Source organism: Enterobacter sp. fkY84-1, from assembly GCF_052974705.1.
In genome coordinates this window covers 3888081-3903020 of record NZ_CP169393.1, presented here as the reverse complement: position 1 = coordinate 3903020, position 14940 = coordinate 3888081, and the positions used below count along the sequence as shown (strand labels likewise).

At 57.3% G+C, this 14940-nt stretch carries 14 protein-coding genes; 10 read left to right on the top strand and 4 right to left on the bottom strand.

The features are described 5' to 3' along the window. The first annotated feature begins 288 nt into the window (after positions 1–288). The 4 genes from gcvT to ACEPLT_RS18575 all read left to right on the top strand — a co-directional run bounded on the left by gcvT (position 289) and on the right by ACEPLT_RS18575 (position 5611). Positions 289–1383: a glycine cleavage system aminomethyltransferase GcvT gene (gene gcvT, locus ACEPLT_RS18590; RefSeq protein ID WP_008499719.1), complete on the top strand. Its 1095-nt coding sequence runs from the start codon at positions 289–291 to the stop codon at positions 1381–1383. A 23-nt stretch (positions 1384–1406) separates the two neighbouring features. Beyond that, positions 1407–1796, top strand: coding sequence for a glycine cleavage system protein GcvH (gene gcvH / locus ACEPLT_RS18585; protein WP_008499718.1), 390 nt, complete (start codon positions 1407–1409; stop codon positions 1794–1796). Positions 1797–1923: 127 nt separating this feature from the next. Next, entirely contained in the window at positions 1924–4797 is a 2874-nt protein-coding gene (gene gcvP / locus ACEPLT_RS18580; RefSeq protein WP_023294511.1) for an aminomethyl-transferring glycine dehydrogenase, read from the top strand. A 70-nt stretch (positions 4798–4867) separates the two neighbouring features. Continuing rightward, a complete protein-coding gene (locus ACEPLT_RS18575; protein WP_032653301.1) occupies positions 4868–5611 on the top strand; it encodes an SDR family oxidoreductase in 744 nt (247 codons plus the stop codon). Positions 5612–5676: 65 nt separating this feature from the next. Here ACEPLT_RS18575 and bglA read toward each other — a convergent pair whose 3' ends face one another. Both bglA and ACEPLT_RS18565 read right to left on the bottom strand, forming a co-directional pair. After that, entirely contained in the window at positions 5677–7110 is a 1434-nt protein-coding gene (gene bglA, locus ACEPLT_RS18570; RefSeq protein WP_232927425.1) for a 6-phospho-beta-glucosidase BglA, read from the bottom strand. A 116-nt stretch (positions 7111–7226) separates the two neighbouring features. Beyond that, entirely contained in the window at positions 7227–7958 is a 732-nt protein-coding gene (locus tag ACEPLT_RS18565) for a MurR/RpiR family transcriptional regulator (protein ID WP_021242053.1), read from the bottom strand. A 265-nt stretch (positions 7959–8223) separates the two neighbouring features. Here ACEPLT_RS18565 and trhA point away from each other — a divergent pair, with 265 nt between their 5' ends. Beyond that, positions 8224–8883, top strand: coding sequence for a PAQR family membrane homeostasis protein TrhA (trhA, locus tag ACEPLT_RS18560; protein WP_032653297.1), 660 nt, complete (start codon positions 8224–8226; stop codon positions 8881–8883). Between the two features lie 84 nt (positions 8884–8967). Here the strand turns inward: trhA and ygfZ are convergent, their stop codons facing one another. Then, the gene (gene ygfZ, locus ACEPLT_RS18555) at positions 8968–9948 is read right to left on the bottom strand and encodes a tRNA-modifying protein YgfZ (protein WP_032653295.1); all 981 of its coding nucleotides are present in this window, start codon (positions 9946–9948) and stop codon (positions 8968–8970) included. A gap of 294 nt (positions 9949–10242) precedes the next feature. Between ygfZ and sdhE the strand changes: the two genes are divergently transcribed. Next, positions 10243–10509 carry an FAD assembly factor SdhE gene (gene sdhE, locus ACEPLT_RS18550; protein WP_006178375.1) on the top strand — a complete coding sequence of 89 codons (267 nt, stop codon included), beginning with the start codon at positions 10243–10245 and terminating at the stop codon, positions 10507–10509. Next, on the top strand, positions 10490–10900 hold the full coding sequence (locus tag ACEPLT_RS18545; protein ID WP_032653292.1) for a protein YgfX: 411 nt from the start codon (positions 10490–10492) through the stop codon (positions 10898–10900). Before sdhE ends, ACEPLT_RS18545 begins: the two co-directional genes overlap by 20 nt. A gap of 6 nt (positions 10901–10906) precedes the next feature. On the opposite strand, the gene fldB is transcribed toward ACEPLT_RS18545, so the two are convergent. After that, on the bottom strand, positions 10907–11428 hold the full coding sequence (fldB, locus tag ACEPLT_RS18540) for a flavodoxin FldB (protein ID WP_023309099.1): 522 nt from the start codon (positions 11426–11428) through the stop codon (positions 10907–10909). A 101-nt stretch (positions 11429–11529) separates the two neighbouring features. Here fldB and xerD point away from each other — a divergent pair, with 101 nt between their 5' ends. From xerD to recJ, 3 genes are read left to right on the top strand one after another with little or no spacing between them, the layout of a single operon-like run. Next, positions 11530–12426 carry a site-specific tyrosine recombinase XerD gene (xerD, locus tag ACEPLT_RS18535; RefSeq protein ID WP_008499709.1) on the top strand — a complete coding sequence of 299 codons (897 nt, stop codon included), beginning with the start codon at positions 11530–11532 and terminating at the stop codon, positions 12424–12426. A 28-nt stretch (positions 12427–12454) separates the two neighbouring features. Beyond that, on the top strand, positions 12455–13168 hold the full coding sequence (gene dsbC, locus ACEPLT_RS18530; RefSeq protein WP_008499708.1) for a bifunctional protein-disulfide isomerase/oxidoreductase DsbC: 714 nt from the start codon (positions 12455–12457) through the stop codon (positions 13166–13168). Positions 13169–13173: 5 nt separating this feature from the next. After that, positions 13174–14907, top strand: coding sequence for a single-stranded-DNA-specific exonuclease RecJ (gene recJ / locus ACEPLT_RS18525; protein WP_063616450.1), 1734 nt, complete (start codon positions 13174–13176; stop codon positions 14905–14907). The last annotated feature ends 33 nt before the right edge of the window (positions 14908–14940 follow it).

Genomic DNA, 14940 nt, shown 5'->3' with positions numbered 1-14940 from the left:
GTTTTTCTCGTTACGGAAATTCGGCCCGTTTTTCCGCACGAAATATCACCATGTGCTAAATCCTGTTAGACCATTGTTAATTTTGTGCGGGGTTAATCGCATTTTTCCAGTGGATAACTCTGTAGGCTTTTCAGCGTTTTTTGGTCATAAGCTAATGTGATGACCTGTTTTGCCTTATGGTTAACCGCCGGTTTCGGTGGTAAGTTCAGGTAAAAGAGAACGTTTGCGTCGGTGCCCGAACGCGGGGCCGATACCGGGTTTCACGGTGAATTTTTCAACGAGGACAAGATGGCTCAACAGACTCCTTTGTACGAACAACACGTGTTGTGCGGCGCCCGCATGGTGGACTTCCACGGCTGGATGATGCCGCTGCACTACGGCTCGCAGATTGATGAGCACCACGCGGTGCGCACCGATGCCGGTATGTTCGACGTGTCCCATATGACGATTGTCGATCTGCGCGGTAGCCGCACCCGGGAGTTTTTGCGTTATCTGCTGGCAAACGACGTCGCCAAACTGAAGACGCCGGGTAAAGCGCTCTATACCGGCATGCTGAATGCCTCGGGCGGCGTGATTGATGACCTTATCGTCTACTACTTCACCGAAGATTTCTTCCGCCTCGTTGTAAACTCCGCCACCCGCGAAAAAGACCTCTCCTGGATCACCCAACACGCCGAACCGTATGCCATCGACATCACCGTCCGTGATGACCTGTCGCTGATCGCCGTGCAGGGGCCTAACGCGCAGGCGAAAGCCGCGTCTCTGTTCAACGATGAGCAACGTAAAGCCACCGAAGGCATGAAGCCGTTCTTCGGCGTGCAGGCGGGGGATCTGTTTATCGCCACCACCGGCTACACCGGTGAAGCGGGCTACGAAATTGCGATGCCGAACGAAAAGGCCGCTGATTTCTGGCGTGCGCTGGTGGAGGCGGGCGTGAAGCCTGCGGGCCTGGGCGCGCGCGATACGCTGCGTCTGGAAGCGGGCATGAACCTCTACGGTCAGGAGATGGACGAAGGCGTCTCTCCGCTGGCCGCCAACATGGGCTGGACCATCGCGTGGGAACCGGCTGACCGTGACTTTATTGGCCGTGAAGCGCTGGAGATGCAGCGTGAGAAGGGCACTGAACAGCTGGTTGGCCTGGTGATGAAGGAAAAAGGCGTACTGCGCGGCGAGCTGCCTGTACGTTTTACCGATGCTGACGGCAATCCTCGCGAAGGCGTGATCACCAGCGGAACCTTCTCACCGACGCTGGGCTACAGTATTGCACTGGCACGCGTGCCGGCGGGCATTGGCGAAACGGCGGTGGTGCAAATCCGCAACCGCGAAATGCCGGTCAACGTGACCAAACCGATTTTTGTTCGCGCCGGTAAGCCGGTCGCCTAACTATTTTTATCAGGAGAACTTCAATGAGCAATGTGCCAGCAGAACTGAAATACAGCAAAGAACACGAGTGGCTGCGTAAAGAGGCGGACGGCACTTACACCGTCGGGATCACCGAGCACGCGCAGGAGCTGCTGGGCGACATGGTGTTTGTTGACCTGCCTGACGTGGGCACGACCGTGAGCGCGGGCGACGACTGCGCCGTGGCGGAGTCCGTAAAAGCGGCATCAGACATCTACGCACCGGTAAGCGGTGAGATTGTTGCGGTCAACGACGCGCTGAGCGACTCCCCTGAGCTGGTCAACAGCGAGCCTTATGAAGGCGGCTGGATCTTCAAGATCAAAGCCAGCGACGAATCCCAGGTTGCCGCGCTGCTGGATGCGACCGCATACGAAGCACTACTGGAAGACGAATAACGTTGTGCCGGATGGCGCTGCGCTTATCCGGCCTGGAGATCAACGTAGGCCCGGTAAGCGTTAGCGCCACCGGGCAACAGCGTTACAGATAACTACGATTCACTGCACGTTTCAGGAACCATCGCTCATGACACAGACTTTAAGCCAGCTTGAAAACCGTGGCGCCTTCATTGAACGTCACATTGGGCCGGATGCTCAGCAACAGCAGGAGATGCTGAAGACGGTTGGCGCGGATTCATTAAACGCACTGATCGGCCAGATTGTGCCAAAAGACATCCAGCTTGCCACGCCGCCTCAGGTGGGGGAAGCCACCACGGAGTTCGCCGCGCTGGCGGAGCTGAAGGCTATCGCCGGCCTGAACAAGCGCTATAAGTCTTACATTGGCATGGGCTACACCAACGTGCAGTTGCCGCCGGTGATCCTGCGCAACATGCTGGAAAACCCGGGCTGGTACACCGCCTATACGCCGTATCAGCCAGAAGTGTCCCAGGGTCGTCTGGAAGCGCTGCTGAACTTCCAGCAGGTAACGCTGGATCTGACCGGTATGGATATCGCCTCCGCGTCTCTGCTCGATGAAGCGACCGCCGCCGCCGAAGCGATGGCGATGGCGAAGCGCGTGAGCAAGCTGAAAAATGCCAACCGCTTCTTCGTGGCGGCGGACGTGCATCCGCAGACGCTGGACGTGGTGCGCACACGTGCGGAAACCTTCGGCTTTGACGTGATCGTCGATGACGCTGACAAAGTGCTGGATCACCAGGACGTCTTCGGCGTGCTGCTGCAGCAGGTGGGCACCACCGGTGAAGTTCACGACTACGGCGCGCTGATTGCCGAGCTGAAATCCCGCAAGGTGGTTGTGAGCGTTGCCGCCGATTTTATGGCGCTGGTGCTGCTGACGGCGCCGGGCAAACAGGGCGCGGATATCGTATTCGGCTCTGCGCAGCGCTTCGGCGTACCGATGGGCTACGGCGGCCCGCACGCGGCGTTCTTCGGCGCGAAAGATGAATTCAAACGTTCCATGCCTGGCCGTATTATCGGCGTCTCCAAAGACGCTGCCGGTAATACCGCGCTGCGCATGGCGATGCAGACCCGCGAGCAGCATATCCGCCGCGAGAAAGCGAACTCCAACATCTGTACCTCACAGGTGCTGCTGGCTAACATCGCCAGCCTGTACGCCGTGTTCCACGGTCCGGCTGGTCTGAAACGCATTGCCAGCCGCATTCACCGCCTGGCCGATATCCTGGCCTGCGGCCTGCAGCAAAAAGGTCTTAAGCTGCGCCATGCCCACTACTTCGATACCCTGTGCGTGGACGTGGCGGACAAAGCCGCCGTGCTGGCCCGCGCGGACGCGGCAAAGATCAACCTGCGCAGCGACATCCACAACGCCGTCGGCATTACGCTGGATGAAAGCACCACCCGCGACGATATCCTGAACCTGTTCAGCGTGCTGCTGGGTGACGCGCACGGTCTGGACATTGATGCGCTCGACAAAGACGTTGCGCTCGACAGCCGCTCCATTCAGGACAGCATGCTGCGTAACGACGCCATCCTGACGCACCCGGTCTTCAATCGCTACCACAGCGAGACCGAGATGATGCGTTACATGCACTCTCTGGAGCGCAAGGATCTGGCGCTGAACCAGGCGATGATCCCGCTGGGATCCTGCACCATGAAGCTGAACGCCGCGGCAGAGATGATCCCGATCACCTGGCCTGAATTCTCCGAGCTGCACCCGTTCTGCCCGCCGGAGCAGGCGGAAGGTTATCACGTGATGATTAACCAGCTTTCCGACTGGCTGGTGAAGCTGACCGGTTACGACGCGCTCTGCATGCAGCCGAACTCCGGCGCGCAGGGTGAATATGCCGGCCTGCTGGCGATCCGTCACTATCACGAAAGCCGTAACGAAGGCCATCGCGATATCTGCCTGATTCCAAGCTCCGCCCACGGCACCAACCCGGCCTCAGCCCAGATGGCGGGCATGGAAGTCGTGGTGGTCGCGTGCGATAAGAACGGCAACATCGACCTGGCTGACCTGCGCGCGAAAGCCGAACAGGCGGGCGACAAGCTCTCCTGCATCATGGTGACCTATCCGTCCACCCACGGCGTGTATGAAGAGACCATCCGTGAAGTGTGCGAAGTGGTGCACCAGTTCGGCGGTCAGGTATACCTCGACGGCGCGAACATGAACGCGCAGGTGGGCATTACCTCTCCGGGCTTTATCGGTGCGGACGTGTCGCACCTTAACCTGCACAAAACCTTCTGCATCCCGCACGGCGGTGGCGGCCCGGGCATGGGCCCAATCGGCGTGAAGGCGCACCTGGCACCGTTTGTCCCAGGCCACAGCGTGGTGCAGATCGAAGGCATGCTGACCCGTCAGGGCGCGGTCTCTGCGGCACCGTTCGGTAGCGCCTCTATCCTGCCAATCAGCTGGATGTACATCCGCATGATGGGCGCGGAAGGGCTGAAGCAGGCGAGCCAGGTGGCCATTCTGAACGCCAACTACATTGCGACGCGCCTGAAGTCTGCCTTCCCGGTGCTCTATACCGGCCGCGACGGTCGCGTGGCGCACGAGTGCATCCTCGATATCCGTCCGCTGAAAGAGCAGACCGGCATTAGCGAGCTGGACATTGCTAAGCGTCTGATCGACTACGGCTTCCACGCGCCTACCATGTCGTTCCCGGTTGCGGGCACGCTGATGGTGGAGCCAACGGAGTCCGAAAGTAAAGCCGAGCTGGACCGCTTTATCGACGCGATGCTGGCCATCCGCATGGAAATTGACCGCGTGCAGGACGGCGAGTGGACGCTGGAAGATAACCCGCTGGTCAACGCTCCGCACACCCAGCACGAGCTGGTGGCCGAGTGGAACCACGGCTATTCCCGCGAGCTGGCCGTCTTCCCGGCAGGCGTGGCGAACAAATACTGGCCGACCGTGAAGCGTCTTGATGATGTCTACGGCGACCGTAACCTGTTCTGCTCCTGCGTGCCGATGAGCGAATACCAGTAACATTGCTGATGTAGTAACGTAGGCCGGGTAAGGCGAAGCCGCCACCCGGCTTTTTTATTGGGAGAAGAAAATGGGCATTGCACTTGTGACCGGCGCCAGCCGGGGCATAGGGAAGGCCACTGCGCTGCAGCTGGCCCGCGAAGGCTACACCGTGGCGGTGAACTATCATCACAACATTAAGGCCGCAACGGACGTGATCAACCAGATTGTTGAGGCGGGCGGTAAAGCCTTTGCCGTTCGGGCAGACATCAGTGATGAAGCTCAGGTGCTGGCGATGTTTGAAAGCATCGATCGTGAAGGCGAGCCGCTGACCGCGCTGGTCAATAATGCGGGGATTCTGTTTGAGCAATCCACCATTGAGAATCTCTCCGCTGAGCGTATTAACCGCGTCCTGGCGACCAACGTTACGGGCTACTTCCTCTGCTGCCGGGAAGCGGTAAAACGCATGTCCTTCAAACATGGCGGCAAGGGCGGGGCGATAGTGAATGTCTCTTCCGCGGCGTCCCGCCTGGGCGCACCGGGTGAATATGTGGATTACGCCGCGTCCAAGGGGGCGGTGGATTCGCTGACAACGGGGCTGTCGCTGGAGGTGGCGGCGCAGGGCATTCGCGTCAACTGCGTCCGTCCGGGCCTGATCTATACCGATATTCATGCTTCGGGCGGAGAACCGGGGCGAGTGGACCGCGTGAAAGCGTTACTGCCGATGCAGCGCGGCGGCCAGCCGGAAGAGGTCGCCCAGGCGATTGTCTGGCTGCTGAGCGAAAAGGCGTCGTACGTGACGGGGAGTTTTATTGAGTTAGCGGGCGGGAAATAAGCCGGGTGGCGGCCCGGCCTCCTATTCGTGTAGGCCCGGTAAGCGCAGTGCCACCGGGCAAAAAATCACAGCGCCTCGCCGTTGCTGGCAATCACGCCTTTATACCACTCGAAGCTCTTCTTGCGGGAACGCGACATGTCGCCCGTGCCGTCGTCGTGCTTGTTCACGTAGATAAAGCCGTAGCGCTTGCTGTACTGGCCGGTGGTGAACGACACGCAGTCGATACAGCCCCATGGCGTATAGCCCATCAGATCGACGCCATCGTGGGTGACGGCTTTGATCATCTCCTCCACGTGGGCACGCAGGTAGTCGATGCGATAGTCATCGTTGATGCTGCCGTCTTCTTCCACCTTGTCGTAGGCACCGAAGCCGTTTTCAACGATAAACAGCGGCTTCTGGTAACGCTCGTACAGTTCGCACAGAGAATAGCGCAGGCCCACCGGGTCAATCTGCCAGCCCCAGTCGGAGGCCTTCACGTGCGGGTTCGGCACGCTGCCTTCGAAACCGGAAATGGCATCGCCGGTACCGCCTTCCGCCTTCACCGCGTTGGTCATGTAGTAGCTGAAGCCCAGGTAGTCGCAGGTGCCTTCGCGCAGGATCTGCTCGTCACCCGCTTCCATTTTGATGGAGAAGCCACGACGCTCCCATTCGTTCAGCACGTAGGACGGGTAGTAGCCGCGCAGCTGGACGTCGGTAAAGACGTAGCGCTCGCGCATCGATTCCTGGGCGAACATCACGTCTTTCGGTTTGCAGGAGAACGGATAGAGCGCCACCATCGCCAGCATGCAGCCGACTTTCATCTCCGGGTTGATGCGGCGCGCGGCTTTCACCGCCAGGGCGCTGGCCACAAACTGGTGGTGCAGGACCTGGTACATGGTCTCTTCCGGATTTTCATGTTCCGTATAGACCACGCCCGAGCAGCAGTAGCCGAACAGCGGGGCGCGCCAGTTGCGCTGGTTGTTGATTTCGTTGAAGGTCATCCAGTATTTGACCTTGTTTTTGTAGCGTTCGAAGACCACTTCCGCGAAGCGCACAAAGAAATCGACCACTTTACGGTTGGTCCAGCTGCCGTACTCCTTCACCAGGTGCAGCGGCATTTCGAAGTGGGAGAGGGTGATCACCGGTTCGATGTTGTATTTCAGCAGCTCATCGAACATGTCGTCGTAAAACTTCAGCCCTTCTTCGTTTGGCTGCGTTTCGTCACCGTTCGGGAAGATACGCGTCCAGGCAATCGAGGTGCGGAAACACTTGAAGCCCATCTCGGCAAACAGCTTGATGTCTTCTTTGTAATGGCCGTGGAAATCAATCGCCTCATGGTTGGGATAGTATTTTCCCGGCACCACGTCCTGCGTGATTTCGCGCGGCACGCCGTGTGCGCCGCCCGTCAATACGTCGCAAATGCTTGGCCCTTTGCCGCCTTTGTTCCAGCCGCCTTCAACCTGGTGAGCGGCAACCGCGCCACCCCATAAAAAATCTTTTGGTAAGGTCAATTTTTTCATCGCTGCTATTCTCAATAAATGGCTTATTGGCATCGAGTCTAGCAAAGCGAAATTAAATGTCACGATATAACAAATTGGGCATAATGTGATTTGTCACATCAAAAAAACAGGATGTTTTATTCTGCAAGTTTCTTCGCCAGCTTACGGCCGAGAGATTCCAGAATATAGATGACGGGAATTTGCGTGGTGATATCGTAGACGCCTGCAATACGCGTCTGGGGAACGTGCCAGGAGAGATTAAAGTCCGCCAGTTTTGCGAGACGCGAGTGCTCGTGGCTGGTAATGGAGAGCACCTTGCAGTGATGCAGGCTAAACTGGCTGGCGAAGCGCAGGATCTCCTCGGTCTCACCCGAGACGGAGAGCACAATCGCCAGCGCATTTTTCGCCATGTCATTGGTGACCGGGAAATAAGGGTCATCAATATGGTTACTGAATTTTCCGATATTAGAAAAGAAACGTGCGCCATATTTTGCCAGCGAGCCTGACGTTCCTGCGCCGACAAATATAATGCGTTCCGACGATAAAATAATATCGACCGCACTATCTAATAACGCGTCGAACTCTTCATTATTTACGCTTTTAAAGAAGCTGATTATTTCGCTGGCGCCGAAATTCGCCTGCTGGGGCTCGTTTTGTTCAAGATAAAGCTTAAAGCGAACGCGAAACTCCGAGTAGCCTTCGCAGTTAAGCTTGCGGCAAAAGCGCAGGATAGTGGTCGTCGAGACACCCGCCGCATCCGCCAGCTCGCGGATGGTCATGTACATGACTTTGTCACGGTTTTTAATGACATAGTTGTAGACCATCATCTCCAGGTTATTGAGACTGGCAATGGCGGAGTGGGTGAACATACTCACAGTGGCATAACTCTTATTCAGACCTGATGTATTCATCATAACATGGGGCCTGACGACAGGATCCATTTTTATGCTCTTGATTCTTAATGGTTAAATTTTAATGTGAACAAATGTTAGGTGAAAAATTTATTTATGCCTATGATTTATAGTCATAAATTCTGATGTGAAATTATTTTAGCTAACAGGTGTTCACTGGAATCATTCTCAGTTAGCATAGTGATGCGATGAATAATCATCTTTTGTTTTCCCGGAGTTTTGTATGGTGAGCAGACCATTAATCGCACAGGGATATTCGCTGGCTGAGGAAATAGCCAACAGCATCAGCCACGGCATTGGCCTGGTGTTTGGGATTGTCGGTTTAGTGTTATTGCTGGTGCAGGCGGTAGACGCCAATGCCAGCGCGATGGCCATTACCAGCTACAGCCTCTATGGCGGGAGCATGATCCTGCTGTTTCTGGCCTCGACGCTGTATCACGCGATCCCGCATCAGCGGGCCAAGATATGGCTCAAGAAGTTTGACCACTGCGCTATCTATCTTCTCATTGCAGGTACCTATACGCCGTTTCTGCTGGTGGGGCTCAACTCACCGCTGTCGCGCGGGCTGATGATCGTTATCTGGAGCCTGGCGCTGCTCGGGATCCTGTTTAAGCTCACCATTGCGCACCGGTTTAAGGTGCTGTCGCTGGTCACCTATCTGACCATGGGCTGGCTGTCGCTGATCGTGGTGTACCAGCTGGCAATCAAACTGTCGATAGGGGGCGTAACGCTTCTGGCCTTAGGCGGCGTGGTGTATTCGCTCGGCGTCATTTTCTACGTCTGCAAGCGCATTCCGTACAACCATGCTATCTGGCACGGCTTCGTGCTGGGCGGCAGCGTGTGCCACTTTTTGGCGATTTATTTGTACGTGGGGCAGGTGTAGTTTTTCGTCGGGTGGCGGCTTCGCCTTACCCGACCTACGGGATAAGTAGGCCCGGTAAGCGCAGCGCCACCGGGCGATACAGCATCACTCTTCCAGAGAATACGGCAGCGGCTCGATGCTCAGCGTGTTCGCATCGTCACGCACGCGGAACACGCTGTCAGCTTCCATGTCGTTATTCATAACGGCCTGCACCAGAAGACGTCCATCATCCAGCTGTACGGCGGCTAATACGGTGCCGGTACGGCGCCAGTTTTCACCCATCTTCAGCTCTAAATCTTCACCCGCTTCAGGGACGCGGCTGGCATGTCCCGCCAGCGTCCACAGCGCGCGTTTGTTTGCCCCGCGGAATTTCGCACGCGCGACCATCTCCTGACCGGTGTAGCAGCCTTTTTTAAAGCTGATGCCGCCCAGCGCCTGTAAGTTCGTTGCCTGAGGAATAAACTGCGCGCTGTTTGCAGCGTCAATGATCGGCTGACCCGCTTCGATGTTCAGCGCCAGCCACTGCTGGCTGTTGTTAAGCTGCGCTTCGCCGCGCAGCGCTTCGGTCACGCGTTCGGCAGTTGCCGCATCCGTGACTAACAGGAAACGCTCCGCCGGGTGTTCAAACCACAGGATTGAGGTGGCGCCTTCGCTGACGAGCTGCTTTTCGGCATCCGGCAGTTCGCTGAACAGGTTTTTCAGCGCCGCACGCGCCTGGAAGCCGGCCACACCCAGCAGGACATGTTCGTCGTCTGCGGCAATGGTGACTTTGGAAAAGACCGCGTATTTTTTCAGCTCTTTGAGCTGGGCGTCTCGCAGGCTGCGGCGCTCAATAAAGGCAAAGCCGTCCTGACGGCGGAACAGACGCAGGTTGCTCCACATTTTGCCTTTTGGGTCGCAATGGGCGGCCAGCAGGTGCTGGTGTTCGGTCATCTGGCTGACGTCGGCGGTCACCTGGCCCTGCAGATATTTTTCGGCGTCGGCACCGGTGAGCGTTGCCAGCGCCCAGTCATCAAGAGAAATAAGCGTCAGCGGCAGACGCGCAGAGGCGGCGGGCTGGCGAGGAGAAAATGGTGTAAAGGCCATAACGATATCCTGAATTGCTTAACGCTTCGATAATGCCTAATGGTAAAAGAGCCTGCAGGCAATGCAAGCGCTTTCAACAGGCCATTTGTGCCATAAACCGGTTCTGCGTAGCGCCACGCAAAATAGTGTAATCCGCTGTGTTTGTAGGGATTATTCTGGAAGCCTGCTCGTTGATCGCAATATTCCAGTAATGAAACGGTCAAAAACACGTTACACTAGCTGGTGTCCCCGTAGAGAAATAAAGAACACCGAATGGGGTACCGACTGTGCCAAACGTAATGCAGGAAACTGAACATGGATATTAACAACAAGGCCCGTATTCACTGGGCGTGCCGTCGCGGCATGCGTGAACTTGATATTTCCATCATGCCTTTCTTCGAATATGAGTATGACACCTTAAGCGACGACGATAAGCGTCTGTTTGTCCGCCTGCTTGAGTCTGACGATCCGGATTTATTCAACTGGCTGATGAACCACGGCAAACCCGCCGACACCGAGTTGCAACGGATGGTGCAATTAATTCAAACACGGAATCGGGAACGTGGTCCTGTGGCAATCTGATCTTCGCGTCTCGTGGCGCTCGCAGTGGATGTCTTTATTGCTCCACGGCCTGGTTGCGGCCTTTGTGTTACTGATGCCGTGGCCGCTGAGCTATACGCCGCTGTGGCTGCTGCTACTTTCGTTTGTCGTTTTTGACAGCGTACGCAGCCAGCGTCGCATTAATGCCCGTCAGGGAGAGATTAAATTACTGATGGATTCCCGCCTGCGCTGGCAGGGTAAAGAGTGGGATATTCTCGGTATGCCCTGGATGCTCAACTGCGGCATGATGTTACGGTTACGCAAGGCGGACGGCGGGCGTTGCCAGCATCTGTGGCTGGCGGCTGACAGTATGGATGCTGCCGAATGGCGAGACCTGCGCCGGATGCTGTTGCAACAGACGACGCAGGGGTAGCGCGCGTTAGCTAAACTTTTCTGCCATTTCACCCAGGATCTGCTCGCACCAGCTTTGCAGGCGCTCATCGCTGAGATCGTACTGATTGGTTTCATCCAGCGCGAGCCCAACAAACAGCTCGCCGTCGGCAATAATCGGCTTTTTACTGGTGAACTCGTAACCTTCGGTTGGCCAGTAGCCGATGAACGACACCCCTTTCGGCGCCAGCTTGTCGTGCAGCATGCCGAGTGCGTCCAGGAACCATTCCCCGTAACCCAGCTGATCTCCCATGCCGTACATGGCAATGATCTTGCCGTCGAGATTGACTGAGTCGAGTTGATCCCAGATGGCTTCCCAGTCTTCCTGTATCTCACCAAAATCCCAGGTTGGGATGCCCAGGATCAGTACATCGTACTGTTCCATCAGCGCGACCGCGTCATCTTTCAGGTTATGCAACGTCACCAGTTCCGGGCCAATGATGTCGCGAATTTTCTCTGCCGCCATTTCGGTGTAGCAGGTGCTGGAACCATAGAACAGACCAATATTCATCGCGTAACTATCTCAATTCATGCTTTGACTTTGCGCGTAGTGTACCAGAAACCGGTCACAATCAGGCATAATGGCCTGACTGCAGAATCAAAGGGGCTGATGTGGAAAAGGATCTCGCACTCGTTGAACAGTTTCTCGACGCGCTGTGGCTGGAAAAAAATCTGGCCGAGAATACGCTCAGCGCCTACCGGCGCGATCTTACCATGCTGGTGGAGTGGCTGGCCCGTCGGCAGCTCTCGCTGGCGAGTGCGCAAAGCGACGACCTGCAGGCGCTGCTCGGTGAACGTGTAGAAGGGGGATACAAAGCCACCAGCTCTGCACGCTTGCTCAGCGCCATGCGTCGGCTGTTCCAGCATCTCTACCGTGAGAAGATCCGCGAAGACGATCCCAGCGCGCTGCTGGCATCCCCTAAGCTCCCGCAGCGGCTGCCGAAAGATCTCAGCGAAGCACAAGTTGAGAGATTATTACAGTCACCGGCTGTTGACCTGCCGCTGGAGTTACGCGATAAAGCGATGCTTGAGCTATTGTATGCTACCGGCCTGCGCGTTTCGGAGCTGGTTGGCTTGACGATGAGCGACATCAGCCTGCGTCAGGGCGTGGTGCGCGTCATCGGTAAAGGAAACAAGGAAAGGCTGGTTCCGCTGGGCGAAGAGGCGGTTTACTGGCTGGAAACGTATCTGGAGCACGGTCGCCCGTGGCTGCTCAACGGCGCGTCTATCGACGTTCTGTTTCCGAGCCAGCGCGCACAGCAGATGACGCGGCAAACGTTCTGGCATCGCATCAAGCATTACGCCACACTGGCCGGTATCGACAGTGAAAAGCTATCGCCGCACGTATTGCGTCATGCCTTCGCGACGCATCTGCTCAACCACGGCGCGGATTTACGCGTGGTGCAGATGCTGCTGGGACATAGCGATCTTTCCACGACGCAAATTTACACCCATGTCGCGACGGAACGCCTGCGGCAGCTACACCAACAGCACCACCCTCGTGCGTGAGTGCCGACGAATTGTAACAGGATCAACTATGAAAAAGAGTTTCGCGCTGTTCACCCTGCTGGCAGCCTCCTTTACCGGTTTCGCCCATGCTGACGACGCCGCTATCAAACAGTCGCTCGCTAAGCTTGGCGTCACCGGCAGCGATATTCAGCCAGCACCGGTCGCCGGGATGAAAACGGTACTGACCAACAGCGGCGTGCTGTACGTCACCGAAGACGGCAAACACATTATTCAGGGGCCAATGTACGACGTGAGCGGCGCGCAGCCGGTCAACGTGACCAACCAGCTGCTGATGAAAAACCTGAACGCGCTCGAAAAAGAGATGATCGTCTATAAGGCGGCGCAGGAAAAACACGTTATTACCGTCTTCACCGATATCACCTGCGGCTACTGCCACAAGCTGCATGAAGAGATGAAAGACTACAACGCGCTGGGTATTACCGTGCGTTACCTGGCCTTCCCGCGCGCGGGCGTGCAGAGCCAGCCGGAGCAGGACATGAAGGCCATCTGGTGTGCAAAAGACCGCAATAAAGCGTTTGACGACGCGATGAACGGCAAAGGCGTTAAGCCGGCCTCCTGCGACATTGATATCGCTAACCACTACGCGCTGGGCGTGCAGTTTGGCGTGAGCGGTACGCCAGCGATTGTCCTGAGCAACGGGTACGTCGTTCCGGGCTATCAGGGACCAAAAGAGATGAAAGAGTTCCTCGACGCGCACCAGAAACAGGTTAGTGGTAAATAATCCGCGTGAAAGCCCCGATAAAATTGCGCCGCCGCGAGGCGGTTGAACCGATTGATTTGCCGGACGATCTCCCGCCGCTGCTGAAGCGCCTCTACGCCAGCCGCGGCGTGCGTCGTGCTGAGGATCTTGAACGCAGCGTAAAAGGGATGCTGCCCTGGCAGCAGCTGAACGGCATCGAAAAAGCCACTGAAATGCTCTACAACGCCCTGCGTGAGAACATGCGTATTGTGGTAGTAGGGGATTTCGATGCCGACGGCGCAACAAGCACCGCGCTGAGCGTGCTCAGCCTGCGCGCGCTGGGCTGCGATAACGTCACGTATCTGGTGCCGAACCGTTTTGAAGACGGCTACGGACTCAGCCCGGAAGTGGTCGATCAGGCCCACGCCCGCGGTGCGCAGATGATCATGACCGTCGATAACGGGATCTCTTCCCATGCGGGGGTCGATCATGCCCACGCGCTGGGGATCCCGGTGCTGGTTACCGATCACCATCTCCCCGGTGAAACGCTGCCTGCCGCCGACGCGATTATTAACCCCAACCTGCGCGACTGTGATTTTCCGTCGAAATCCCTCGCGGGCGTAGGCGTGGCGTTTTATCTGATGCTGGCGCTGCGTACCCTGTTACGCGACAAGGGCTGGTTCGAATCCCGCGGTATTGCCGTACCAAACCTGGCCGAATATCTCGATCTGGTGGCGCTGGGTACCGTCGCGGACGTGGTGCCGCTCGATACCAATAACCGTATTTTGACCTGGCAGGGCTTGAGCCGTATCCGGGCGGGCAAGTGCCGTCCGGGGATCAAGGCGCTGCTGGAAATTGCCAACCGCGACCCGCTCAAGCTGGCGGCAAGCGATTTGGGCTTTGCGCTCGGGCCGCGCCTGAACGCGGCCGGAAGACTGGACGATATGTCCGTTGGCGTCGCGCTGCTGCTGTGCGACAACATCGGTGAGGCGCGCGTGCTGGCCAACGAGCTGGACGCCCTGAACCAGACCCGTAAAGAGATTGAGCAGGGAATGCAGGCCGAAGCGCTGACCCTGTGCGAAAAACTGGAGCGCAGCGGCGACACGCTGCCGGGTGGCCTGGCGATGTACCATCCCGAGTGGCATCAGGGCGTGGTCGGCATTCTGGCGTCGCGCATTAAAGAGCGCTTCCACCGCCCGGTGATTGCGTTCGCCCCCGCGGGCGACGGCACGCTGAAAGGCTCTGGCCGCTCGATTCAGGGCCTACATATGCGCGACGCGCTGGAACGGCTCGATACGCTGTATCCGGGCCTGATGATCAAGTTCGGCGGCCATGCGATGGCGGCTGGCCTGTCGCTGGAAGAGGCGAAATTCGACGAGTTTCAGCGCCTGTTCGGCGAGCTGGTCACCGACTGGATTGACCCGGCCCTGCTGCAGGGTGAAGTGGTGTCCGATGGCGAGCTTTCACCGCTTGAGATGACGATGGACGTGGCGCAAATGCTCCGCGATGCCGGTCCATGGGGGCAGATGTTCCCGGAGCCGCTGTTCGACGGCCGTTTCCGCCTGCTGCAGCAGCGCATCGTCGGCGAACGTCATCTGAAGGTGATGGTTGAACCGGTCGGCGGCGGCCCGCTGCTGGACGGTATTGCCTTTAACGTTGACACAGCGGTATGGCCGGACAACGGCGTACGTGAGGTCGAGCTGGCGTACAAACTGGACATCAACGAGTTTCGCGGTAACCGCACCCTTCAGATCATCATCGACAATATCTGGCCAATTTAGCGGCAGTAATCTCTATAAAAAAGGGCGTGGATT

What these genes read in the sequence shown, in the direction of transcription:
- gcvT (WP_008499719.1), top strand. Translation starts at nt 289, where the DNA reads ATGGCTCAACAGACTCCTTTGTACGAACAACACGTGTTGTGCGGCGCC.
- gcvH (WP_008499718.1), top strand. Translation starts at nt 1,407, where the DNA reads ATGAGCAATGTGCCAGCAGAACTGAAATACAGCAAAGAACACGAGTGG.
- gcvP (WP_023294511.1), top strand. Translation starts at nt 1,924, where the DNA reads ATGACACAGACTTTAAGCCAGCTTGAAAACCGTGGCGCCTTCATTGAA.
- ACEPLT_RS18575 (WP_032653301.1), top strand. Translation starts at nt 4,868, where the DNA reads ATGGGCATTGCACTTGTGACCGGCGCCAGCCGGGGCATAGGGAAGGCC.
- bglA (WP_232927425.1), bottom strand. Translation starts at nt 7,110, where the DNA reads ATGAAAAAATTGACCTTACCAAAAGATTTTTTATGGGGTGGCGCGGTT.
- ACEPLT_RS18565 (WP_021242053.1), bottom strand. Translation starts at nt 7,958, where the DNA reads ATGTTCACCCACTCCGCCATTGCCAGTCTCAATAACCTGGAGATGATG.
- trhA (WP_032653297.1), top strand. Translation starts at nt 8,224, where the DNA reads ATGGTGAGCAGACCATTAATCGCACAGGGATATTCGCTGGCTGAGGAA.
- ygfZ (WP_032653295.1), bottom strand. Translation starts at nt 9,948, where the DNA reads ATGGCCTTTACACCATTTTCTCCTCGCCAGCCCGCCGCCTCTGCGCGT.
- sdhE (WP_006178375.1), top strand. Translation starts at nt 10,243, where the DNA reads ATGGATATTAACAACAAGGCCCGTATTCACTGGGCGTGCCGTCGCGGC.
- fldB (WP_023309099.1), bottom strand. Translation starts at nt 11,428, where the DNA reads ATGAATATTGGTCTGTTCTATGGTTCCAGCACCTGCTACACCGAAATG.
- dsbC (WP_008499708.1), top strand. Translation starts at nt 12,455, where the DNA reads ATGAAAAAGAGTTTCGCGCTGTTCACCCTGCTGGCAGCCTCCTTTACC.